We start from the raw sequence: 23,642 nt of genomic DNA on the forward strand, positions 1-23,642 counted from the left end.
ACATTTAATCTTTGATATCTGAATATGGAAAGAAATTACAAAATCAGCATTCCTGAACCATGCTCTGAAGAATGGAACAAAATGACGCCAAATGAAAATGGCCGTTTCTGCATGAGCTGTTCAAAAACTGTTGTTGATTTTACCTTGATGTCTCCAGAAGAAATTCAGCACTATTTTACTCAAAATAAAAATGAAGGGGTTTGTGGGAGATTTAAAAACTCGCAACTAGAAACCATAACAATTCAAATTCCAAGTCGAATTTTACATACGCAAACACAATACCATAAAATATTTCTGCTCGCTTTATTTATTGCTATGGGAACAACTCTATTTAGTTGTTCGGACAAAGATGGAAACAAAAACAGAATCCATAAGGTCGAAATTGTGAACACAGAGAAAAATCAAGATGAAAATGAAACTGTTCCGGCATGTTATGGACATCAATTTGAACCTAAAAAAGCAAAATATGTCGGAGAACTTTCTAAAGGATTCACAACTGGAGTACTTGTAATGACTGAAAAACCTTTGAAATATGATGTCGTTTTTAGTTCAAATGATTTAGATATAGTACCCTCTCCAAAAGATGGAATGAAAAAATTCTATTCTTATTTTACAAAAAATTATAAGGCTTCAAAACAGTTAAAAATGTCAATCTTATTTGTTGTAGAAAAAGATGGCACTTTAAGTAATTTCAATGTAACAAAAAATACATCATCAGCAAATGAAGCAGAAGTTATTAAAGTTTTAGAATCTGGTCCAAAATGGATTCCTGGAAAAGTAAACAATCAATTTGTTCGATCAACTTTCATTTTGCCAATTACACTTAAATAATGAAAATAAAACATGAAATAACTACTTATATAAATCGCAAATCGTTTTTGCCAACGTTGTATGTAGTTATGGCTGTAGTTTTTTTCGGTTGTCAAAACAAAGAAAATAAACAGCAGGAAGTTAAAAGTATTGAGGTTGCCAAAGATACTTTGACAGCAAAACCAGAAGCTTTAGATGCAACTGCAATTAGTACAAAAAAAACAGATCAAGTGCCATCAGATTTATCAAAAATTGAGCAGCTTAAAATAAAAAAAACAACAACAATAGCCTCTAGAGAAGTTGATGATAACAAATCTTCAAAATCTGATAAAGTAAAAAAAGATGATGCTTCTTCTTCAACTCTAAAACCTCTTTCGAATACCAATGCCGAATTTCCTGGTGGTATTGATCAATTTCATACTTTCTTCATGAAAGAATATAAAAAACCAGAAAATGTGAATTACTGGAAACTCAATTTCACACTTGCCTTTGCGATAGAAAAAAATGGAAGTGTTTCATTTCTTGAATGTTCGCCGCCTGTTGAAGAGCCTCTAGAAAAAGAAATTATAAGGGTTTTAAACTTATGTCCTAAATGGCAACCAGGCGAATCAAACGGAAAAAAAGTCAGAATGCAATATTCTGTGCCTATTCTTCTAAAATAATACGCACAGAGAAATTAAATTTAAAACCGTAAATTTGCTTTTTACCATACAATGAAAAGCGATTTACTTTCAAACATATACAATCCGACCGATTTACGTCTTTTAAAAGAAGAACAGCTTACTCAGGTTGCTCAAGAACTTCGTCAATTTATTATTGATATCGTTTCTGTAAAAGAAGGGCATTTGGGGGCAAGCTTGGGCGTTGTAGAGCTTACAATTGCTTTGCATTATGTTTTTAACACCCCCGATGATTTATTGGTTTGGGATGTTGGACATCAAGCTTATGGGCACAAAATATTGACCGAAAGAAGAGAAAACTTTCATACCAATAGGCAAATCGAAGGTATTTCTGGTTTCCCTAAAAGAAGCGAAAGTGTTTACGATACTTTTGGCGTTGGGCATTCTTCCACTTCAATTTCTGCAGCTTTAGGAATGGCGATTGCTTCTAAGCTAAAAGGTGATTTTGACAAAGAACATATTGCTGTAATTGGCGATGCTTCTATTGCAAGCGGAATGGCGTTTGAAGGACTTAATCATGCTGGAGTTACCGATGCTAATATTTTGGTTATTCTAAATGACAATGCAATCGGAATTGACCCCAGTGTTGGCGCTTTAAAACAATATCTGACTTCTGTCAAAAACGGAAAAAATCCAATACAAAATAATATCATAAAGTCTTTAAATTTTGATTATTCGGGACCAATAGACGGTCACGATCTTCCGAAATTAATTAAAGAATTAAAACGTTTAAAAAAGATTAAAGGCCCAAAATTCCTTCATATCGTAACTACAAAAGGAAAAGGCTTGCTTCAGGCTGAAGAAAATCAGGTAAAATATCACGCGCCTGGAAAGTTTGATGCTTCGACTGGCGAAATTCATTTAAAATCGGAAGAAAATCTTCCTCCAAAATATCAAGATGTTTTTGGCTTGACCATTTTAGATTTAGCTAAAAAGAATGAAAAAATAATCGGAATTACGCCTGCAATGCCATCTGGAAGCTCATTAAAATTTATGATGGACGAATTGCCAGATCGCGCCTTTGACGTTGGAATTGCCGAACAGCATGCCGTTACATTAGCGGCTGGTATGGCAACGCAAGGAATGATTGTTTACTGCAATATTTATTCGACTTTTTTACAGCGTGCGTACGATCAAGTGATTCATGATGTGGCGCTACAAAACCTTCCTATTATTTTTTGTTTGGACAGAGCAGGTTTAGTTGGCGAAGACGGAGCAACACATCATGGTGTTTTTGATATTGCCTACTTGCGTTCGATTCCGAATATGATTATCTATGCGCCTTTAAACGAAATTGAACTTCAAAACATTTTGTATACTGCGCAACTTGGATTAGATCATCCAATTGCAATTCGATATCCAAGAGGTCGAGGCGTACTTCCAAATTGGGAAGTAGAAAATTTCGGACATTATAAAAAAATTAATTTAGGTGAAGCAAAATGTTTAAAAGATGGTACAAAAGTTGCGGTACTGTCGACCGGAACAATTGGAAATAATGTTATAGATGCCCTCAAAGAATCTCCCCATTCTGATGAGATTGCCCATTACAACTTTAGCTTTATTAAACCACTAGATACCAATACATTAACCACTATATTTAAAACTTTTAAAAACATTATTACAATCGAAGATGGAGTTAAAAATGGTGGTTTTGGAAGTGCTGTTTTAGAATTTGCAGCATCAAATAATTTTAAAAATTCGATTGAAATTTTGGGGGTTCCAGACCAATTTATTGAGCATGGAACAGTAAATCAATTACAACAATTGTGTAAAATTGACGTTAAAAATTTAATAAATCTTTTTTCTAACGGTTCAAAATAATTATTTTGCGATACCAAAACAAAAATTACCTATAATGAAATTATTGCGTTCTACCCTTTTGCTATTATTGCTTTTGTGTACTTCTAATAACTTTGCCCAGATTATACAAACAACTCTAAGCCCCAATCAAGCACCTAAACCGCCTTCAAACTGGACAGAAAAAAACCAACTTGGTTTTGACCTTTCACAAATAGCTTTTGTAAACTGGAGCGCGGGGGGAACAAGTTCTATCTCTGGATTATTTAAAGGAGAATTCTCTAGAACTTATTTGAAAGGAAATCATAAATGGTTCAACGAACTTATTATGAAATATGGTCTAAACAAACAAGAAGATATTGAAACGAGAAAAACGGATGATGCGATTCAATTGAACTCTACTTACGGTTTTAGAAAAGATACCGCTTCAAATTGGTACTACTCAGCAAAGTTTAACTTCAATACGCAGTTTACCAACGGTTACAATTATCCTAATCGAGACGTTCCTATTTCTAGACCTTTTGCACCAGCATATGTCTTTTTAGGAGCCGGAGCAGAAAATTCAAATAAAGAGAAAAACAGAACATTTTATTTCTCACCAATTACTTTAAAGACTACATTGGTATTAGATCAAAATTTGGCAAACCAAGGTTCTTTTGGTGTTAAAAAAGCCGTTTATGCGCCAGATCCTTTAGATCCAACCCAGCAAATTTTGATTGAAGAAGGTCAAAAGGTAAAAGCCGAATTTGGTATCCTTTTTACTGCCTACATGAAAAACGAAATCTATAAAAATGTTTTTTACGAAAACAGACTTTCCTTATATACTGACTATTTAAATCGATTCGGAAATGTCGACATTGATTATGACACACGTCTAGATTTGGTTGTAAATGCTTATGTCAAAGCAAATATTGGCGTTCATTTAATTTACGATGATGACATTAAAAACAAAAAAGACGTTATTGATCCAGCCACAGGAACAAAAAGTCAAGTTACTGAAGGTCCAAGAATGCAGTTAAAACAAGTTCTTGGTGTTGGTCTCGTGTATGCTTTCAAATAAAGAAATCAATAAAAATAAAAAAAGCTTCTTTTAGAATATTTCTGAAAGAAGCTTTTTTATTTAACGCTTTTTTTGTCCTTGAATCATTTCATAGAGTTCAAGCGCATTTCCGTCTGTTAAGAGCGAAACATAATGACAGATATGCAATAGGCGCTCATATAAATTGGTTTTCTCTAAATGATGTTTTTCTGGAAGCATTTTCAAAATCAACTTATCGTAGTTTGAAGCAGTTCCATCATATTTATTATTAAATGCTGTAATAAATTTATCCAACAGCGTTTGAATAATTTGGTAACCTACAATTTCTTTTTCAATTACTTCTCTGCTTTGGTATATTTTTTCAACACTCAGTTTGATAATATCATTCATCTGTGCTTTGTATTTGCTTTTATCTGTTAAAGCATACGGAAAATTTCCCGCCAGAATTGCTTCTTCATTTTCAACAAAAACATTTACAGCATCATTAATCAAAGTTCCAATTGCCAAAGCTCTCAAATAACTGATACGATCTTCTTTTGTAGTTAACGATTTGTATTTAGAAACCCCAATATTATCTTTTACGAGATTAATCAGATATTCTAAAGCAAAATCTTCAGAAACCAAACCTAAATTAATTCCGTCTTCAAAATCAATAATCGTATAGCAAATATCATCTGCCGCTTCAACCAAATACGCTAAAGGATGTCTTTCAAAACCAATATCGTCTCCAGATTTATTGGCAATCATTCCCATATCTTTGGCAACTTCTTCAAAGAATAATTTATCTGTTTGAAAGAAACCGTATTTCTTATCAGCGATATTATTGGTCGGCTTTTTCGGAAGACTCTCTTTCGGATATTTCATAAAAGCCCCCAAAGTAGCATACGAAATACGAAGTCCGCCTTCAATTCCAGGGCGGCTTGCGGTTAGAACTGAAAATCCGTTTGCATTTCCTTCAAAATCAATTAAATCCTGCCATTGCTTATCTGTTAGCTGATTTCTATATTTCTGCCCATTTCCGATAGCAAAATATTCGCCAATTGCTTTTTCGCCAGAATGCCCAAAAGGTGGGTTTCCGATATCGTGCGCTAAAGAAGCCGCAGCCACAATTGCGCCAAAATCGTTCATATGATAACCATGAACTTCTTTTAAATAAGGGTATTTTTCAATGATTTTCTTTCCAACCAAACGCCCAAGCGAACGCCCTACAACAGAAACTTCCAAACTATGCGTTAAACGCGTGTGCACGAAATCGGTTTTAGAAAGCGGAATAACTTGTGTCTTATCTTGCAAACTTCTAAAAGCGGCGGAGAATATAATTCGGTCGTAATCGACTTCAAATCCTAGACGAGTATCATCTTGTTCTACACGTAATCTTTTGCTTGTATCCCCCTGACGTTTTAATGATAAAAGTTGTTCCCAGTTCATTTTAATTTTTGATTGTAGATTAACGATTTTAGATTTTTGATCTAAATTGCTGATTTTAGATTTCAAAAATACGTTTTATTTTAGGATTTTCTTCTGCTTTAAAATTCTAAAGCGGTGCTGTGTTTGATTTCTCCCATTACAAAAATACTGTTCGTATTTCCAATGTTTTCAATCATTGACAGCTTATTCATTACAAAATCCTGATAACTAGCCATCTCTTGCACTAAGATCTTGAGCATAAAATCGTAATCGCCAGCAATATTCTAACATTCTATAATTTGACTTAATACCTTTAAATAGTTTTTGTTTTTTATGTCAACAAATAAGGCCGAATATTAGTTCTGATTCGGTTCGGCTTCATTTTGTTGGTATTTTATAGCCAGAAATAGATTTGTAGAATAGCAGTCAGTACTTTCTTGCTTTTACTAAAACAAATTGTTTTTCTATTCAGTCTTTTTAAATGTGTTCGCATTGAAAGATTCTTTCTTTCTATACGATTTGTACCAAATTGTTTTGTTTTATGAATTCCTGAAGAGATAAGATATTTATAATGCTTCAGTTTATCTGTATAAATCGCTTTTGGTTGTGATAACTTCAAAGTAGTTAAAACTACATTTAATGTTTTATTGGTTCTACTGCCTACATTAAAACTAACTACTCTTCCCGACTCTCTTTCTAGTGCGTAGACAATCCATATTAGTTTATCTTTACTTTTTATATAACTTCTCATTTCGTCTACTTCATAAATCTTACCTAAACTCAAGATAGGTCTTGTACAATTTTCTGAAATTAGCAGGATACGTTTGATCAAAGTTGTTGTAGAAATTTTCAGAACCCTAGCAGTACTTCTTATTCCCAAACCTTCTTTTGTAAATAAAATAATCTGCTGATCAACATCCTTCTGACAGGCATTATAGTTATAATTCAATTGTTGTTTCTTTTTGCAAACCTTGCATTTATAACGCTGAATTCCGTTAGCCTGACAACCATTTTTATTACATTTTCCTCCGCAAAATCTACACTCTACATCCATGCCCTAATTTGATACACTTAATCAGTTTTACCTTGTTTTTCAGTAGCAAAATGCTTAAAAAATAAGAAAGGCAACCCTAAGGTTGCCTCATTTTATATAAAAATTAATATTCATTCTTTACTCTAATGCTCTTAAAAGCATATTTTCTTATAAATGCCCTAATCTGATACATTACCAATTACTTCGTAAATATGCAACTGAAAAAATAATAATCAAGGGAGCTAAAACTAATATAATTTTAATTCTTTTTTTCATAACTCACTATTTTACTTCCTGAGGAATTGAATTAGCCGTAACCCCTGCCCCTAACTTAAAGTATTCTCTAACAATAGCATCACCAAAACCTGAACCTGAAAGGTAGCTATCGGCTGCTTTCCCAAAACGGTTGCTTATAACTGCTGAACCAGCTTGAACAGCTTCGTGCGGGAGCTGTGCTGTTGGCTATCCTTTAACTAAACATATCGAACCCGTTGTATTAAATATCAATGCTTCTTTAAAATTGTTTTCACCCACTTTCAAAATTATTGGACAATCGTCATAAACATATAAAAAATTAATCCAATTCTGTTTAAATATTTTCCAAGTAGTACAAATTATTAAATCTGAGTTCAAACAAAAAAATATTCTATCTATATCTTTCCATAGCAAATTTTCTAACAAACTAATAATTCTAACATCATATTCGTCATTAAAATCTATAATATAATTCTGGTCTATAATTATACTCTCATGGCTAATCAACCAATTTTCATCTTTAAGCTTAAAAAAATGCAAATCGTTTTTATCGATATTTGCTTCCCATATTTTTACTGCTTCATCTTTGGATAATAAATATATCTCCTCTGAATTAATATCTTCAAAAGCAAAATTATAAATAGTCTTTTTTATTTCTTTCATGTTAGTTTGGGATGTTGTAATATATATGTCCTTGTGCTTTTCCATCATACCATTTTATATGTTGTAGATCATTTCCCGCACCAACTTCTCTTGCATTTTTAACATTATGAACTTCATAACCTTTAGTATAAGGTGTTCTCGTATAATTTTTATATCTGTTCATATTTCCTCTCTCTTGCAACAATTTTTTTGCCTCTGTTGCTGTATTTACTCTAATATTAAGTTTTCCCTTCTCTATACTTTTTATAGCCTTTGAAGCTTCTTTAAAACTTGATATTTTCAGCCCTTGTGAAACAGGAACCTTTTCAGTAATTGCAATTTCCGTCACAACTATTGCTAACACTCCTAATGCAGCACCTTGTTGCTCATTATTCATATTTGGAGTACTAGCAATTGTATTTACTACTCCACCAATTGCATCACGAGTATTGTTTTTCATGCCTAACGCATCGGTTAGACCTATACCATCACTTACAAAAGTAGCTATTCCATTAAGCAAATCATGTACTCCATCTGCAACTTGTGGAAATGGATTTTCTCTAAAAAATGTATCTACTTTGTTATTGAAGTTAGCATTATACTCACTAACCGTCCTATTATAACCATCAAGTCTCGAAGTCGTATCAGCTTTTTTAGATTTAGCTGGAGGATCAATACCGTCCTCTGAACTCATCCCCGAAGGATCTGTAAACTTTACAGGATTATTAAGAGCATAAGCATACGAAGAATATCCTGCATATTGCTCCGCCAATGGATCGACCGATATAAAGATTCCAAGTTTAGGATCTTGATAACGAGCTGAGAAATAATACAGCCCAGATTCTTTATCTAGCTCTTTTGCATTGAATAAATACGGTGTATTCCATTTAGCATTCTTTTCTTCCAAGAAAACTTCCCCGAAAGGTACGTATTCGACATGTTGAACAACCTCGCCGTCTAAATTAGTGATATAAGATGAACTTCCCAAATGATCAGGGTGATAATAAAACTGCTGTAGCTCAGCATTGTCATTTTTACCAGCCATAAGTTTACCAGTTGTAGAACTAGAAGAACTAGAACTTTCCCCAGAAGGATTGCAGCAGAAACCAATTCCATTTACATAATCATTGTTGTCCAAACCATAGTAAGGCACTTCAAAAGTATCATAATTCGCTTTTACAACTTCTAGAGATTTCTTGTATTTAGCATCGTAATTCACTTTCACTCCTGAGAATGATTCTCCAGCCTTTTCAACACGTCGTGGATCTGCTCCGTAGCTGTCAAAATCTCCAAGTTTACTCACAATCCTTTGACTTCCAATATAAATATGTTTGGTATAGCGCCCGCCATTTTGTGCAACCAAATAAGGATTCACATACAATGTAAAGTCTGATGTAGAAGTTTTACCTCCCGCAAAAACAGAGTTTACAAAAATTCCCTGCCCGCCTCCTGACATTTTCGTTACACGTTCACCTCCTGCATCGTAAGTGTAGTTAGAAACGTAACCATTAATATCAATCGCTCCTAAACGGTTTTCTTCGTCCCAGATAAATTTCTTTTCCTGCGCTTTTTCAGCCACTTTTCCATCAAGTTTTACTTCCTCGGTATTTACATAAATCATGTTACCGTTTTTGTCGTAAACATATTTGTTGTTTTTCTGTTTATCGACTTTTGGGTCTGTGTTTTTCGTTCTGTATTCCGTTTCCGTTACATTCTCCAATTGATGTTTATTCGTGCCGTTATAATTGTAATTCAACGTATAACCTGCTTTGAGTGCGCCTGTTTCTGAAACTTTGTTCTGCATCACGTTTTGTGTTTTACTCACAATATTGTGCAGGTCATCGTATTTCATTTCCAGATTATAATTGGCCGTTTTCTGGTCGGCTCCCGTGTAGACTCCGTTGGCACTTATCAGCTGATACAAATTATCGTAACTGTAATTGTGCGCCATGATCCCGCCCATTTTATTGGTTACGCCTGCAGCACTGTTGGTTACATTCAGCACGTTGCTTACTTTGTCGTACTGGTAGTTGTTGTTCATGAACATTCTCGACGTATTGGTTCCCTGATAACCAGTTCCCGAAGCCACGGTCATATTATCGAGTCTTCTTCTCAGAGGCTCGTAATTGTACTTGGTTTCGGTTCCGTTGCAGTATTTCAGGTAACTTCTCTGCTCAAATTTATCGTAGCCAATTTTGTTTACATAATTGTAACTATAGGCTTTTTTACCTGCAACCGCCTGTAATAATCCGCCTGAATTATAGGTATAACTTATTTTCTCCTGATCCGGATAAATCATTTCCTGCAGACGGTTCCAGCTGTCGTATTTCCAGCTTGTTACATAGGTTGCTACAGCAGAATTAGGTACAATTACCGTTCTTCTAATGCTTTCAATTTCTCCCATCACGCCATATGAAAACTCTTGCGCTCCTGTGGCATCTTCCATCAGAATCAATCTTCCCTTGCGGTTCTGGCTTTCATTTTTAGAACCGAAAACATAACGCACATCGTTCTGAGGATTCTCCGGATAATGAATATTGGTTAATCGGTTAAACTCGTATTCATAAGTAATCTTTTTGCTTTTGGCTTCCAGATTTGCCGTTTGCCTTTCCAGTAAATTGCCTAAAGCATCAAACTTAAACGTGCTTTTTCCTGCATCCGGCTGCACGACTTCTATTCTTCTGTCGGCTAGATCGTATTTGCTCAATGTCTGCTGTCCCTGAGCATCGGTTACGGTAATATTTCTTCCAATTCCGTCATAACCAAACTGCGTCATTACACTGTTGGCATCCAAGGTTTTCATCGTTAGTCCAGATCCGTTGGCATAGCTTGAATTGGTATTATTCAACGCATCGGTTACTTCTGTTTTCAATAAACCGCTTTCAATGGTGTACGCCATTTTGGTTTCTGCACCGTCAGGCAGAGTCGTGGTTACTGGTCTGTCCAGAATATCATACGTAGTTTTAGTCGGCTCAACCGAATCAAAACTGTCCATCAATTTATTCCAGTCGCCAAGCGGTGCAGTCTGCGGGTAATATGCCGCTTTTACGCGTCCGAAGGCATCAAACTTCGCACGTCCCGAAACAATCATTACATCACTCTGCTGGTCAGGTGTTTTATTGTCGGTAATTGCTCCGTCTTTTTTCACCTGAATCGCTCTCCCAAGTCCGTCAGCAAAAGTCACCGTTTCAATAGGATCATTCGGGTGCTGCGCGTCAAAATGTTTGGTTCTCGCATAAGCCGTTCTGCTGATGTTTCCGTTAGATACTATAGTCGTCGGGAAATATTCCATCATAATCGTATACGGTTGTCCTGCTGCTGCTTCTTTTGGTCCCTGAACTTTGGTCAGACGACCAAATTCGTCAATTTCTTTTTTAATCACGTAACCGTTTACATCTTCTGTTTCTAAGGCAATTCCGTAACGGTAATCGTAATCTCGGGCATAACTGCGGTATTCAAAATTATCGGAGATTTCTTCTACGTACATTTTATAATACCTGTCATAACGATATTTGTAAAACGGACGCTCATTTTTATAGTTTGCAGGCAGTGTTTTTTGTACTATATTCCCGTATAGATCATAATTTATATCTGTAACTGCCCATTGGCTGTCATTGAGTTTCTGAGATAGCTTTGTAAGATGATTAGCATAATAGATATCATAAGCCGCTTTGACTTCATGTACGTTTATCCCATTCATAGTGACTTTACTGCTAATTGGAAGTCCTAAAATATGTTTAGACAAATTAGTAGTATATCCAATTTCTGTTTTATAATTTCCGGTACTGTTATCTTTAAAACTATAACTTTTTAGATCTCCAAAATCTCCTGAACCTACATAATATTCATTGTGAATTTCGCTTAATTTTAAAGGTGCTACTCCACCTTCATACGCTAATGAAGTTATATTTTTAACAGGGTTAAAACTCACTCCTCTGTCTGAACAAATTTTAGCTATAGGCGTAAAATCGTATTTGTCTCCGCTTGCTTTTACGGCATACGAATAATAATCCTGAGTACTCTCTGTATATTTTGCTCCAGTATTGGCTACAGCATTTACGCCTTCATTACTTTCCAGAACAGAACTTAGTAATTGTCCTGCATTGTAATAATCGGACACATCATAGTTTTGGGTTACTGTTCTGTATACTTTATCGCCATTTTCGGTATCGATGTTTTGTGTTTTCACTTCGCCAAAGCCAAGGAAACTTCTTTCATGGCGTTCGTATCTCCCTTTTGCATAAGCAAATTGTGTTTTCATATCAGGACCGTCACTTGCAATTCCGTCTTTTACCACCACACTCTGCATGACCCATTTTCCTCCCGGATGATCGTAAGTTGGTGTACTGCGGCTATAGTCTACTATAAATTCCCCACCCAATGGCGTATGAACTGATTTTAATTTATTGGTACGTGCAATAGTAGAACGTTTTACATTTAACAGATCATCTGTAGTCGAGGTTAAATAATCTGGGAATCCGTCGCCGTCAATATCCTGTAATTGGGTTTCTACACGGTTACTTGAAAGTCCTGCACTTACTCCAGGGTTAATCGCTACTTTTATTTGAATAATTGGTATTGGCACACCAGCCGTATAGGCTGTGTTAAGCGATTCAGCCGTAGAAGAAACTTGGCCTAAAACATCTAATCCGTTCCATGGCATTGGAGCACTGTAGCGATCTCCTAAATTTAAACGAACCAAATTGTTCTTAAATACTTGATCTACTAATCCATCTCCATTTACATCCTGCAAACTGAAATCATTCCAACTAATATTTTTCGAAATTCCGTAACCAGCACTTATAGATGAAGAACCAAAATCAACCCCCAAACCAAAACTTGGAAATATCGATTCCCCTTTAGAAATATCTTCTAAACCAAGGTCTATTGGTTCTGTAAAGCTGTAACCTAAATTAAGCTGCACTTTTTTATCGCTCAATATTTTATCTGGCAAGCCATCACCATTTATATCTGTCCAGCTTTGTACCGCTGCTTCTTTATTGTAACTTATTCCTCCACTTATAGTTAATGATGAAGATTCTGCCTTAGCTTTATTTAAAGCGCTTTTGGCAGCTTTGTTTGATTTGTCTTTCTTGAATTCTGCTCTTGCTGTTGCGACCTCACTAGAGAAGAAGGCATTTCCTCCAGCAGATAAACTATAAGCTTCATGACTGCTTTTATGTCCTCCATTAATCGCAATATTTTCACCATCAAAACCACCATTGCTATTGGTCATCTGGATATTTGCTTTGGTAATAATATCAGGAAAGCCATCGCCGTTCATGTCCTGAAAATCAGTAATAACCTCTGATGTTCCTGTTGCTGTACTAGCTGTTAAGGGCGTTGCTCCTGCCTGTATTGATATACTTTGAGATTTGGTTACTTTGTTAATTCCAGCTGCACCAGCCCCTTCTGCACAATAAGGATTATTTGTGTTTACTTCTCCTGCATTCAATCCGTCTAATGGATTTGTAAGCACTACATTATCCTCACCTAAACGAGAACTTGAAATTACAGTTCCATTTATATAAGTTAGATTGTCTGCTCCTGACCAGTATTTTTTAGTCATTACATCAGGAGTCATCATATTAAAGATCATCTTTCTAGGATCTGTTTCTGCTCTTTCCGATTGTGGCAATACCAGTTTGCTCTCATCAATAGTCTTATTATAACGCCCATCCATAGCATTATAAATAAATTGTCCCCAATGGCGCTGCATTGGCCCAAATTTCTCTGTATCGGCTAGAACTGGAGCAAATACTGCAGCCACGACGGGAGTTCCGTTTGCCGTTACTGTTGCTGTTGTATTGGCAGATGCTGGAATTGTCCCTAATGCTAAACGATCGTCAATAGTATATTCAATCCAGATTTGATCTCCTGCATTTGCTATAACCGTTAGTGGTGTTGGAGCAGTGAGCACTCCATTTAGCATCGTATAATTACTTTTGCCCAATAAAACACCTGTACTTGTTTTAGCAGACAATGTTACCTTATAAGAAATTCCATTTGTATTAACTGCCGTTAAATTAGGCACTAAGGTTAGCGCTCCAGTAGTTGTAGCAGTATAGATTTTACCTTCAATTAAATGACTGGCAAAAATGCTGTAGTCTTTAAAAGGAACCGTTTCATAATCTGATGTTCCAGTAATAACTGCTGAATTTGCCCCTGTACAATTTACATCTGAAGGTGCTGGCATTATCGCTGTAAAATTCCCCAAAGGATAATGGGTTAGTTTCGCATCCCAGTTTATTTTGTCCCAGGCTACGTTTGTCTCGCTGGTTATGGCAATTTTTAATTCCTGAAAATCTGCAGTAATAGCTGGTAAAACAGTATTCGCTGTCAATATTCCATTTACAACATCTGTTGCAGCGTAGTTTTTACACCAAAGGGTAACAAATGTTCCTGAATTATTTTTGCCCAAAAGACTGACCTGAATTACATCGCTGGTTACTGGTTTTGTAAAAATTCCAGTTACTTGTATGGCTCCTGCTTCGTTAGGCTTCTGAATGATAACATTTGTCGTGCTGTTTTCTACCACAAAACCTTCGCTGGCTTTATAGCTAAAACGCTGCTGCCCATCAGGATTTGTTGGTAAATTGGTTCTGTTTGCATCGGTATAAGTGATTACGGGATTCCAATCGACCTGATCAAAAGCTCCATTTGCCAAATCTGTACGACCTGATTGTACTCTAAAATATACTTTCTCTCCTTTTGTTATTGTCTGCGAGAGAACAGAAAGATTGGCTGAAGGAGCTGTTTTGGTTAAAGGCTGTTGCGACACAATTTGAATTCCTCCTTTTTGAATACCCACAAACACACCATCTGCCAAAGCATATTCTGCTTCATCATAATTTCCTGTTGGCGGTATAAGCGTAGCTGTACTTTCTATTTTTATGGTTCCATCAAAAGGCGCTTCCCACACTCTAACCACATCTTGTAAAGGAGAATTGGCAATAGCTTCTGCCTGTTCTGCAGGATCTACTCTTGTTACACTGCTATCTATTTTTCCGCCTCCTTTTATTGGACTGGCAGTATCAGAACTTGAAGTAGTGAAAGTTGGTATTGCATTACCGTTAAGATCCACAATATGATTAAAATATACCACGCCATCTCGTACCAAATCTACTAAACCATCATTATTAACATCTTGAAAATAAGCACTGGTAGTAGTCGTACTATTTTCATAACTGGTTCCTACTGTTGCAACGGCAGATGCAAATCCAATTTTTGCCACTGCGCCATAACTTGTCGCTTTTGATTTGGTGAATGAAATTCTGGAAATTCCATGAACTTCTAATTTATCTCCAAAAGTATTGCTTCCTGTATTTGGACGATAATAAATTCTACCCGATTCGCTAAAAACTTTATCTGCTAAACCATCACCATTAATATCTACCAGTGCTAAAAGTCCCTTTGATTGGGATGGCAAATAGGAGAAACTTGCTCCCACGGTATTACTCGTAGAATTTAATCCCCCATCATTCGGACCAACACCTACAAATAAAGAAAACCCTTCAGAAGTAGAAACTCCCCCGCCAAGTGCTGAAATTTTATCATTAAAAATAACATTATCTTTAGTAATTTCATTTTTAGTAATCACACCATTCCCTCTCACATTATCATTTCCAGTATTCCAATCTTCTGTATTACTATTAAAAGGCACATATCCTTCTGCTGCTTTTACATCATCATAATAGTCAAAAACATGCTCGTTGAATTTGGCTCCGCTGGCGTCATTCTGCACTATTTTTTCTAATAAGGTTTTCTTGAAGGCTCCATCGTCTTTTTTATAGACAAAATCATAACTGCGTAACGTTTTTTCAAATTGAGTTACCGTAATGTTAGTTAATAACTTTTGCTGTGAAGTTAAAAAACCATATCGTCCACTATTTGTTTTAACTGTTTTTGTAGATCCACTTTTAAACCAAATAGTAGTTTGTGTGGTAGTTTCTTTAGTGCCACATACAATAGAACTCAAGTATTTTGATTGAGATAAAAGCTTATCTCCCGTATTTTCCATTATTGCATTAGTATAATTATATTTGATATAATCTCCATGCAACTCTGTTACGGTAGTCAGATACCATTCGGCAATATTTCCGTTGCCTCCTTTTAGCTGTTGTTGGTATTGATAAACAGTACCGCTTTTATCGGTTACTTCCCACGTATAACTTTTAGGATCAGTCCCTTTTCTAATGATTTTACTAAAGCGACCTTCATTTCTCGGGTAAAATTGAACATCGCCACTCTTACGGGCAATTTTATCTCCACGGTGCGCCACACTTGGTTTTTGATTGTCCATCTGAACTAGCATTACACCATTCAAACTATAGGTTTCTGTTTCTTCTGTAGGGCTAAAACGCGGTACTCCCCAACGGGTATCTACTGCAATTTTTGGAATTTGTATATCCCAGCCTTCTCCTAGCCAGCCACTCCCGCCGTCACTATTATAGGTAACATTGATATCAGGTTGCATGCCATTACGTGCTGGTGGCACCTCAATATGATAACTTAAATTGGCTGAACCCTGTTGATTGGCTGTTGGCGGTTGTATCATTTGAATTGCCGCGGTTGGGTCTGCTGCTTTAATGTCATTCATCATCGTTGCTGCAAAGCCTTGTGTATCGGGAGATTCTGGTGTTTTGATAACACCATTGATCATATCTGTAAAATGAGTTGTTTTAGAAATAATAATCTGATGGGCAACATCAAGACTATCGCGCTCCAAAGCTTCCCAGTGTCCTGTATTTTTGTCAAAAAAGAAGGTACGGATATCTTCCTCCGTATAGCCTGGAGGCAGCAATTCCTTATTATATCCTAATTTCACTAGGGCTCCCTCTGCAAAATGTTCGCCATGAGGCAGAAAACGATATCCTCTTCCGTTGGTTAAATTGGTCATTGTAGGATCTAATGCAGGCAAATCTAAAGATCGCAAAGGTGTAATACTTAATGTTTTATTTTCTAATAAAGCTGTATTATTTACTTCGATACTTGCTGCTCCTACAGAAAGCATCATTTTTTGGCCTTTTACAAATGTTTTAGCTTGTCCTGCAAGAACACTCATTAAGGGTTCCTGATGCATTACCGAAACAGGTTTTACAATAATATTTTGTTGTAAAGTCTGGCCGTTAGCCGTTATCGTTACTGTTGCTTTTGAATTGTTTTCGATTGGCAGAACCGTTTCAAAAAATCCATTATAATGCGGAATCATTTTTCCGTCAATACTAATTTTGCTGTCCGCAGATAATCCATCAACAAAACCACTAATATAGCTTTCGCCTTTGTAACTTAAGGCTGTCATGTTATCTAACCTAAGTGATTTTGCTTTTCCTTTCTCTATGATTATAGATAAGTTACGAACCTGATATCCGTAAGAAGCATTTTCTGGAAGTGAAAATAATACTGTATTATCGCCAAGATGTAAACTTGAGGCACTGATATATTGTTCCTGCTGGCTCCACTGGTCGCTTTTTTGCACCCAGTTTCCTCCTCTTGAAAATTCATCATTGATACTTATAGCTGCCCCATGATAATCTGAAATTCCTTGTAATTCGTAAACCAGTTTCACACGGTCTTCTGATGCTGGCTTTTCTTTAAGACTAAAATGAAAAATATTGTCTGCCGGATTATCTAAAAGCTTGCCTGCGTAAACTCCAATAACTCCTGCTTTTTCTTCAGCAGAAATAATTTCCTGAGTTACTTTTGCAAAAGTTTTATCTGTTTTTTTTACTAAATTATTGGACGCTGATTGATTTGATGCCCCAGCAGATTTAGTATGTTTTGCACTATTATTGGAACTGCTTTTAGAAGATGCATTAAAAAATACTTCTGTTGCCGATTTAAAATTATAAGCGAGAGCACTCTGCCCAAATATTATAACGGCCAGAACACTTGCAGTGATTCTCTGTATTGTTGATTTTAAGTTTTCTTTCTTTTCCATTTTTACTGGTTTTGGCGTATAACTAATTTTTATTGACTTGATGTCTAATTGATGATGATTGATTTCGAGAACTCACCCTCTGTTGTCAAAACTTTTATAAGATAAATTCCTGGTGCTGGAAGACTGGTGGTAATTACAGCTTCTTTTTGCAATTGAGGATTACGCAGTTGCTGTATTAAGGTTCCTGATGTATTAAATATCAAGACCATCACCTCTGAAGGATTGTTTAATTTGACATTGATATTAAAATTCGCCCCTGCTTTTGAAGGTACCGGCGACACAACAAGGTTGTCTGTTACTACCGGTGTAACTGGAGGCAGAATTTCATTACATTCGGGAGCTGTGAGTATTATTTTTTGTGTTACTTTACTTGAGACACCATCACCTTCTGTGATATTTAGATACGTTGCTGTTCCCCAAGCGAGCTTGGCTGGACTGGTTACAAAACCGGTATGGACTAAATTGTAAATTGCATTGTTGCCTGCATCAAGAGCGACAAACCCAAAATAAGTTAATCCTACATCTGCAGTCGCGATATTTTGAGTTCCTTTCAGAATACCATCCACAGAACATTGTAAAATGCCATTTTGGATTTCCAGTTTTATTTTACTGCCTTTAGTTAATGTCGCTAAAGAAGTAGCAGATGCGACTCCTTTATTCCAGAAATACAATTGATCTTTTTTGATCTGAACACCATAATTTAATACCGCCGATGTTTTTGTCGTTTTTTGATTGATAAAACCAATATATTTATCTGAAGCAAAATCGATTACTGCCCATTCTAAACTTCCATTTCCTCCAGCTGGCAATGAAGTAGTTGTGGTTACACCAACCTGACTGCTTCCTCCTGATCTTTCAAAATTGGTTCCTATCATTTCTAATGTCAAATCATAACTACCTGCTTCCAGATCTGTTATTGTTATTTTAGAATCATAAAAAGTATCTGCCTTCAAAATCGTGGCAATTCCTGTTTTATTTAGAGTATATTTATATCCTGGAATGCCTTCTTTTACTTCAATATTAATTTTTCCATCCTGCTGTAAAACACCATTTGCACAACTAGGAGGAATCCCATCTTCCAGCGCTATTAGTTTAACTGTAGCGTCTTTATATCCAAAAGAAAAAACATCTTTTCCATTGCCATCTGCATCCCAAATGACATTATTGAAAACAATTTTCTTTCTATTTTGATCTATATCACTAACAGGATAATATTCTACATTTTCAACCTCAAAAGTACCAGTACCCGAGCGGTCTATAATTAGAAAACTTCGATCAGTATTGTTTGCAAATTCAGCCGCTCTTGAACTATCATATGAAAGTTCTACTTTTGAACCGGTGGCTGCAAAACCACCATGAATTAAGTTTATTGAAAAATCTGTTGTCTTTTTCTCTAACAAAACAGCCCCATAAAAAGCCTTATTAGCATCTGAAGGTAATATCGTCAGGATTTTTGTAGCACTATCTTTATTGCCAATTGGGTTATAGATATTTATAGCAACTTCATTTCCTTTTTTCTCAATGGTAATTTTATGATAATTAGCAATTATTGTCCCTAAATTATAGGGTTGTTTAGTGTTTTCTATTGCATAAATTGCCCCATTGGGATCAATTCTTACACCATAATCTTGTGTACCTGCAACACCGCTTTGAGATCCAAATTTTACGAATATTGAACTTCCTATTGCTACTGGTTTAAATTCCATATAGCCATTTGCTCCTAGCAATGGCGTTTTTGTTACACTTACTCCTGTACTAGATGCCGTTTTGTTGGTAAATGTTGCTTTTCCAAAATTTGAATCTACATCTAAACCATTACTAACAAATAGCAGTATTTTTTGTTCTGTTGTGGGAGGCAAAGTATTTGTAACGAGTTTCCACGTTCTTGTCATTCGTTTAATTCCTGCAATTCCACCAGAATTTTGTGTGACTAAAGCACCATTATCATCTCCCCATAAAGCTGCACTTTTGTCTGCAAGATCGTTCCCAGGAAATTGTCCCATTGCCAACAGGCGATAACGGGTAGATAAATCTTTATAATTGGGTTCCTGATAAGAATCATAGCCATCAGAAAAATAAGGTCCTTCTTCATAACTTGTGGTAGAAAATGGCTGATTTAAGCCACTTATATCATCCCGCATAATTCCGGTTATTCGATTGTTATATGTTTTATTGGCATCCAAGTCCCATAGTAGTTTGTCGTCACTGGAGATATAAGAATTACTTAAACTTACACCATACTTTATGGCTAGATAGGTCTCTGCTTTTCGACGTTCAAGAGGATTCAAAACGCGACTGTAAACCAATAATTCCGGTATATAGCCGTAAAAATTATTGCTAAAATTTTTTAGTGAATAAGTAGCTAACCCGTTTGCAGTATTAAGGTAACCATAACCCAAAGTCAAATTTGATTTTTGATCTTCGCCCCACACCGAAATGTTAGGTTGCTGGTATTGATAATAGGAAACAATTTTTAAGGAACGTTCTCTAAACTTTGCTTCTGTTCCTTCACTATTGTCTTGTTTACGGTACAAATCTTCACCGTTAGTACTGCCATAATCTAGGGTTTCCCCATCTCTTTCGGTACTATTGGCTACTTTATCATTAGTAATTATAGCTCCTTCGTTAGCTCGGCCTGTTATACCAAATAAAATATTTTCATAATTGAAATAAGCTGCTGTATAACCAAACAACCCTATAATAGTTCCTTGCTGTAAATTGGTTTGATTTAAGAAAAACTGTCTGCTCCCTCCATCAAGATAAAGAGCTTCATTAAAATTAAAATATCGACCATAACTATAATACTCCGTGCTAGTATTCCAGTTATTTAATTTAGACGAGTCTCCACTGAAATCCTGCCACTTGAAGTATCCATTAGACTGACGGCTAGTTTTAAACCAAGCCTGAAATCCAGAAATACCTCCAGGAGACTGGCTAAAGGATTTAACATTAAAAAACATAATAAAACTTAAAATCAGTAGGCTTTTAATTTTTCTCATAAGGCTTCATTATAAACAACAGTATTTTTTTTATAATATAAATTTCTTACAATTTTATGTTATTTTTTTGAATTAAAAAATAAAATTGAGTGATTTTTCTTATTTATTTAAAAATAAAGAAGTTCATTACGATGGCTTATCATTCGATCTCATTTGCTAAAATTGAATGCCATATTGAAAAAAAATAAAAAGGAATCTAAAATTAAATACTGTTTAAAGCTGTATTTGTTAAGAGAAGATTGAATTAATAGATTTCGGTTTTTTGGATTATGCAAATAAAAAAAGCATCTGCCACGACAGATGCTTGATAAGATTAAATAATGTTAAAATCTAAAACTAGAAATTTTTAGAAATTCCTATGTTTACGGTTTTTCCAAAATTGACGAAAAACTTACTATAATTAACATCACTGCCACTTATATCATAGTTTAATGTTTCGTATCCTAATCCACCAATACTAAAATTTAGGCCAAAACCTTTTTTCATATTAATAAAAAGAGCCGGAGTGATGCCTGTATAAAAACCATCAGCTTTATTTTCTGACACAAGCGATCCATTTTCGTAATTTTTGATTTTTTGATTTTGAAACCCCGCCCCCAAATCGGCAAAAACTGAAAAAGTTTCGTTCAATGGCATTGTATAACGTACAAAAGCTCCTGTTTTAAAAGTATTCGCTTTACCTTCACCCTCTCCAAGATTACTTTTTGAAGATTGTATCGAAAATTCGACTCCAGCTGTCCAGTTATCATGAAATTGATATCCGATTTTTGGAGAAAACTCAAAAAAATTGTTTTTTGCTGATGCAATTTCTCTATCCGTTTTTTCAGAAGTATAACCAATATTTCCTCCAACTAAAATTGTTCCCTTTTGGGCATTTGCAAAGCCAAAAACTGACAATGCAAGAATAAGTAGCATTTTTTTCATAATGGTTTATAATTTAAAATTTGTAGGTATTAACCAACAACAATGCCATCAGACAATCAATAATAATCGAAAAACCAAACATTTACAGTTACTTAATACATTCTAAACACATTAGCAATAATTGCGTTTTTTATTACAAATTCGTAAACAATAAATTTACAATTAGAGCATAAAAAAAGCGCTCCAAATGGAGCGCTTTCTGAAATTGAATATAAAAACTAAGATTAGAAGTTTTTAGAGATTCCAATGTTAAATGTTTGACCAAAGTTGAAGTAGAATTTACTATAATCAGCTCCATTATTGTCATAGCTTAAAGTTTCGTATCCTAAACCACCAATGCTGAAGTTAAGACCAAAACCTTTTTTCATGTTGATGAAAAGAGCTGGAGTTACTCCAACATACATACCGTCTCCTTTGTATTTTGAGAAAGCATTTCCAGGACCGTATACTTTGTCTTTTTGAGTTTGGAAACCTGCACCCATATCAGCAAAAACTGCAAAAGTTTGGCTTAATGGCACAGAGTAACGAACAAATGCTCCTAATTTGAAGTTGTTGTTTTTTTCTTCGATACCAGCTGTAGTTTCGTTGTTAGATGAACTTACTGCAAATTCTCCTCCTACTGTCCAGTTATCGTTAAATTGGTAACCTACTTTTGGAGAAAAAGTAAATGTACTTGTTTTATCTTCGCTAAATCTGTATTCTGATTTTTCAGAAGTGTAACCGATGTTTCCACCAACTAAGATTGTACCTTTTTGTGCGTTTGCAAAACTGCAGATAGCTAAAGCAGCCATCACTAGAATTTTTTTCATGATTTGGGTTTTATTTTAATTTTAGCATTCCTTTAACAATAACGATGCCGTGAATACTGGGCTGTCCAATTTTTTTATAATTACTTTAAGAGATAAATTTGTAGCAATCGAAACTATTTCTCGCTACTTTTGTAACAAATAAAAAGTCATGTCGATAGAAGTAAACAGTATATCAAAAAGTTACGGAGAGCAAAAAGCTCTAAATGAAATTTCTTTTAAAATCGAGAAAGGAGAAATCGTAGGATTTCTTGGTCCAAACGGAGCTGGAAAATCTACTTTGATGAAAATTTTGACCACTTATTTACTTGCCGATAGTGGCTCAGCCCTTGTAAATGGTCACGATGTCATGACAAACGCAAAAGAGGTACAACGCTCGATTGGTTACTTACCAGAGCACAATCCGTTATATTTGGATTTGTATGTTCGTGAGTATTTGGCATTTAATGCTGATGTTTACAACGTGCCAAAATCAAGAATTGAAGAAGTAATTCAACTGACAGGACTGACACCCGAAAGTCATAAAAAGATTGGACAGCTTTCTAAAGGATACCGCCAACGCGTTGGATTGGCAAATGCCCTGCTTCATGATCCAGAAGTTTTAATTTTGGATGAACCAACTACTGGACTGGATCCTAACCAGTTAATGGAAATTCGAAATGTGATTAAAAATGCAGGGAAAAATAAAACTGTTTTTTTATCGACACACATCATGCAAGAGGTTGAAGCAATATGTGATCGTGTCATAATTATTGACAAGGGACAAATCGTTGCAGACAATAAATTGGATCATTTAGTTACTACCAATAAAGAGCAAGTAATTGAAGTAGAGTTTGATTACAAAGTAGAAGAACAGCTTTTGGCTAGACTAGAAAATATTTCTTCTTATATAAATACGCATGACATGACATGGGAGCTAACTTTTGTTACAGAGAAAGATATGCGCCCTGCTATTTTTGACTTTGCCAACGAAAATGGATTAAAAACTTTACAACTCAATCAGAAAAATAAAAATCTGGAAGCTGTTTTTAGAGAAATTACTAAGTAAGTTTTCAGTCGCAGTCTCAGTTTTCAGTTAGAAAGCGGTTTGTTTTATTTAAAAACAAACCGCTTTTTTTATTCTCTTTTTTCTGCAAATCAGTAAAATAGGGGTTTTTCAATAAAAATAATTTCTATTTTTATTTAGACTTGTTATAAATAGTATTATATTTGGCAAATCAAATTTTAAATGCCACGGTATGTTACCTATTCTCCTTACTCTTAAAAAACTTATTTCTGTTGTTCCAAATCAAGTAATACATCTTCGAAAA

The 23,642-nt window shown here is 35.2% G+C and carries 14 protein-coding genes; 5 read left to right on the forward strand and 9 right to left on the reverse strand.

Features of this window, described 5'->3' with window-relative positions; all coding sequences use genetic code 11:
* The first annotated feature begins 24 nt into the window (after positions 1-24).
* From SOM12_RS10435 to SOM12_RS10450, 4 genes are read left to right on the forward strand one after another with little or no spacing between them, the layout of a single operon-like run.
* Complete coding sequence (locus SOM12_RS10435; RefSeq protein ID WP_320493384.1) at positions 25-831, forward strand: hypothetical protein; 807 nt, start codon at positions 25-27, stop codon at positions 829-831.
* The gene (locus SOM12_RS10440) at positions 831-1,472 is read left to right on the forward strand and encodes a hypothetical protein (RefSeq protein ID WP_320493385.1); all 642 of its coding nucleotides are present in this window, start codon (positions 831-833) and stop codon (positions 1,470-1,472) included. Before SOM12_RS10435 ends, SOM12_RS10440 begins: the two co-directional genes overlap by 1 nt.
* 51 nt (positions 1,473-1,523) lie before the next feature.
* On the forward strand, positions 1,524-3,311 hold the full coding sequence (locus SOM12_RS10445) for a 1-deoxy-D-xylulose-5-phosphate synthase (protein ID WP_320493386.1): 1,788 nt from the start codon (positions 1,524-1,526) through the stop codon (positions 3,309-3,311).
* A gap of 34 nt (positions 3,312-3,345) precedes the next feature.
* Complete coding sequence (locus SOM12_RS10450; RefSeq protein WP_095928045.1) at positions 3,346-4,347, forward strand: DUF3078 domain-containing protein; 1,002 nt, start codon at positions 3,346-3,348, stop codon at positions 4,345-4,347.
* A 60-nt stretch (positions 4,348-4,407) separates the two neighbouring features.
* On the opposite strand, the gene SOM12_RS10455 is transcribed toward SOM12_RS10450, so the two are convergent.
* The 9 genes from SOM12_RS10455 to SOM12_RS10490 all read right to left on the reverse strand — a co-directional run bounded on the left by SOM12_RS10455 (position 4,408) and on the right by SOM12_RS10490 (position 22,335).
* Entirely contained in the window at positions 4,408-5,754 is a 1,347-nt protein-coding gene (locus SOM12_RS10455) for a deoxyguanosinetriphosphate triphosphohydrolase (protein WP_095928204.1), read from the reverse strand.
* Between the two features lie 98 nt (positions 5,755-5,852).
* Positions 5,853-6,014, reverse strand: a complete 162-nt coding sequence (locus SOM12_RS10460; protein ID WP_320493493.1) for an Lrp/AsnC ligand binding domain-containing protein — start codon at positions 6,012-6,014, stop codon at positions 5,853-5,855.
* Between the two features lie 113 nt (positions 6,015-6,127).
* A complete protein-coding gene (locus tag SOM12_RS10465; RefSeq protein ID WP_320493387.1) occupies positions 6,128-6,787 on the reverse strand; it encodes an IS1 family transposase in 660 nt (219 codons plus the stop codon).
* Between the two features lie 441 nt (positions 6,788-7,228).
* Complete coding sequence (locus SOM12_RS10470; RefSeq protein WP_320493388.1) at positions 7,229-7,684, reverse strand: DUF2947 family protein; 456 nt, start codon at positions 7,682-7,684, stop codon at positions 7,229-7,231.
* A gap of 1 nt (position 7,685) precedes the next feature.
* The gene (locus SOM12_RS10475; RefSeq protein WP_422653668.1) at positions 7,686-16,964 is read right to left on the reverse strand and encodes an RHS repeat-associated core domain-containing protein; all 9,279 of its coding nucleotides are present in this window, start codon (positions 16,962-16,964) and stop codon (positions 7,686-7,688) included.
* Positions 16,965-17,508: 544 nt separating this feature from the next.
* Complete coding sequence (locus tag SOM12_RS24175) at positions 17,509-17,580, reverse strand: hypothetical protein (RefSeq protein ID WP_422653669.1); 72 nt, start codon at positions 17,578-17,580, stop codon at positions 17,509-17,511.
* A gap of 67 nt (positions 17,581-17,647) precedes the next feature.
* The gene (locus SOM12_RS10480) at positions 17,648-20,602 is read right to left on the reverse strand and encodes a T9SS type A sorting domain-containing protein (RefSeq protein WP_320493390.1); all 2,955 of its coding nucleotides are present in this window, start codon (positions 20,600-20,602) and stop codon (positions 17,648-17,650) included.
* 336 nt (positions 20,603-20,938) lie between these two features.
* Positions 20,939-21,526 carry an outer membrane beta-barrel protein gene (locus SOM12_RS10485; protein ID WP_320493391.1) on the reverse strand — a complete coding sequence of 196 codons (588 nt, stop codon included), beginning with the start codon at positions 21,524-21,526 and terminating at the stop codon, positions 20,939-20,941.
* A gap of 224 nt (positions 21,527-21,750) precedes the next feature.
* Positions 21,751-22,335 carry an outer membrane beta-barrel protein gene (locus SOM12_RS10490; protein ID WP_248729255.1) on the reverse strand — a complete coding sequence of 195 codons (585 nt, stop codon included), beginning with the start codon at positions 22,333-22,335 and terminating at the stop codon, positions 21,751-21,753.
* Positions 22,336-22,483: 148 nt separating this feature from the next.
* Here SOM12_RS10490 and gldA point away from each other — a divergent pair, with 148 nt between their 5' ends.
* Complete coding sequence (gldA, locus tag SOM12_RS10495) at positions 22,484-23,380, forward strand: gliding motility-associated ABC transporter ATP-binding subunit GldA (RefSeq protein WP_095928048.1); 897 nt, start codon at positions 22,484-22,486, stop codon at positions 23,378-23,380.
* Positions 23,381-23,642: the final 262 nt, after the last annotated feature.

Origin of the sequence: Flavobacterium sp. CFBP9031, assembly GCF_034044945.1 — a bacterium.
Taxonomy (GTDB): Bacteria; Bacteroidota; Bacteroidia; order Flavobacteriales; family Flavobacteriaceae; genus Flavobacterium.

What these genes read in the sequence shown, in the direction of transcription:
- SOM12_RS10435 (WP_320493384.1), top strand. Translation starts at nt 25, where the DNA reads ATGGAAAGAAATTACAAAATCAGCATTCCTGAACCATGCTCTGAAGAA.
- SOM12_RS10440 (WP_320493385.1), top strand. Translation starts at nt 831, where the DNA reads ATGAAAATAAAACATGAAATAACTACTTATATAAATCGCAAATCGTTT.
- SOM12_RS10445 (WP_320493386.1), top strand. Translation starts at nt 1,524, where the DNA reads ATGAAAAGCGATTTACTTTCAAACATATACAATCCGACCGATTTACGT.
- SOM12_RS10450 (WP_095928045.1), top strand. Translation starts at nt 3,346, where the DNA reads ATGAAATTATTGCGTTCTACCCTTTTGCTATTATTGCTTTTGTGTACT.
- SOM12_RS10455 (WP_095928204.1), bottom strand. Translation starts at nt 5,754, where the DNA reads ATGAACTGGGAACAACTTTTATCATTAAAACGTCAGGGGGATACAAGC.
- SOM12_RS10465 (WP_320493387.1), bottom strand. Translation starts at nt 6,787, where the DNA reads ATGGATGTAGAGTGTAGATTTTGCGGAGGAAAATGTAATAAAAATGGT.
- SOM12_RS10470 (WP_320493388.1), bottom strand. Translation starts at nt 7,684, where the DNA reads ATGAAAGAAATAAAAAAGACTATTTATAATTTTGCTTTTGAAGATATT.
- SOM12_RS10475 (WP_422653668.1), bottom strand. Translation starts at nt 16,964, where the DNA reads ATGACAGCCTTAAGTTACAAAGGCGAAAGCTATATTAGTGGTTTTGTT.
- SOM12_RS10480 (WP_320493390.1), bottom strand. Translation starts at nt 20,602, where the DNA reads ATGAGAAAAATTAAAAGCCTACTGATTTTAAGTTTTATTATGTTTTTT.
- SOM12_RS10485 (WP_320493391.1), bottom strand. Translation starts at nt 21,526, where the DNA reads ATGAAAAAAATGCTACTTATTCTTGCATTGTCAGTTTTTGGCTTTGCA.
- SOM12_RS10490 (WP_248729255.1), bottom strand. Translation starts at nt 22,335, where the DNA reads ATGAAAAAAATTCTAGTGATGGCTGCTTTAGCTATCTGCAGTTTTGCA.
- gldA (WP_095928048.1), top strand. Translation starts at nt 22,484, where the DNA reads ATGTCGATAGAAGTAAACAGTATATCAAAAAGTTACGGAGAGCAAAAA.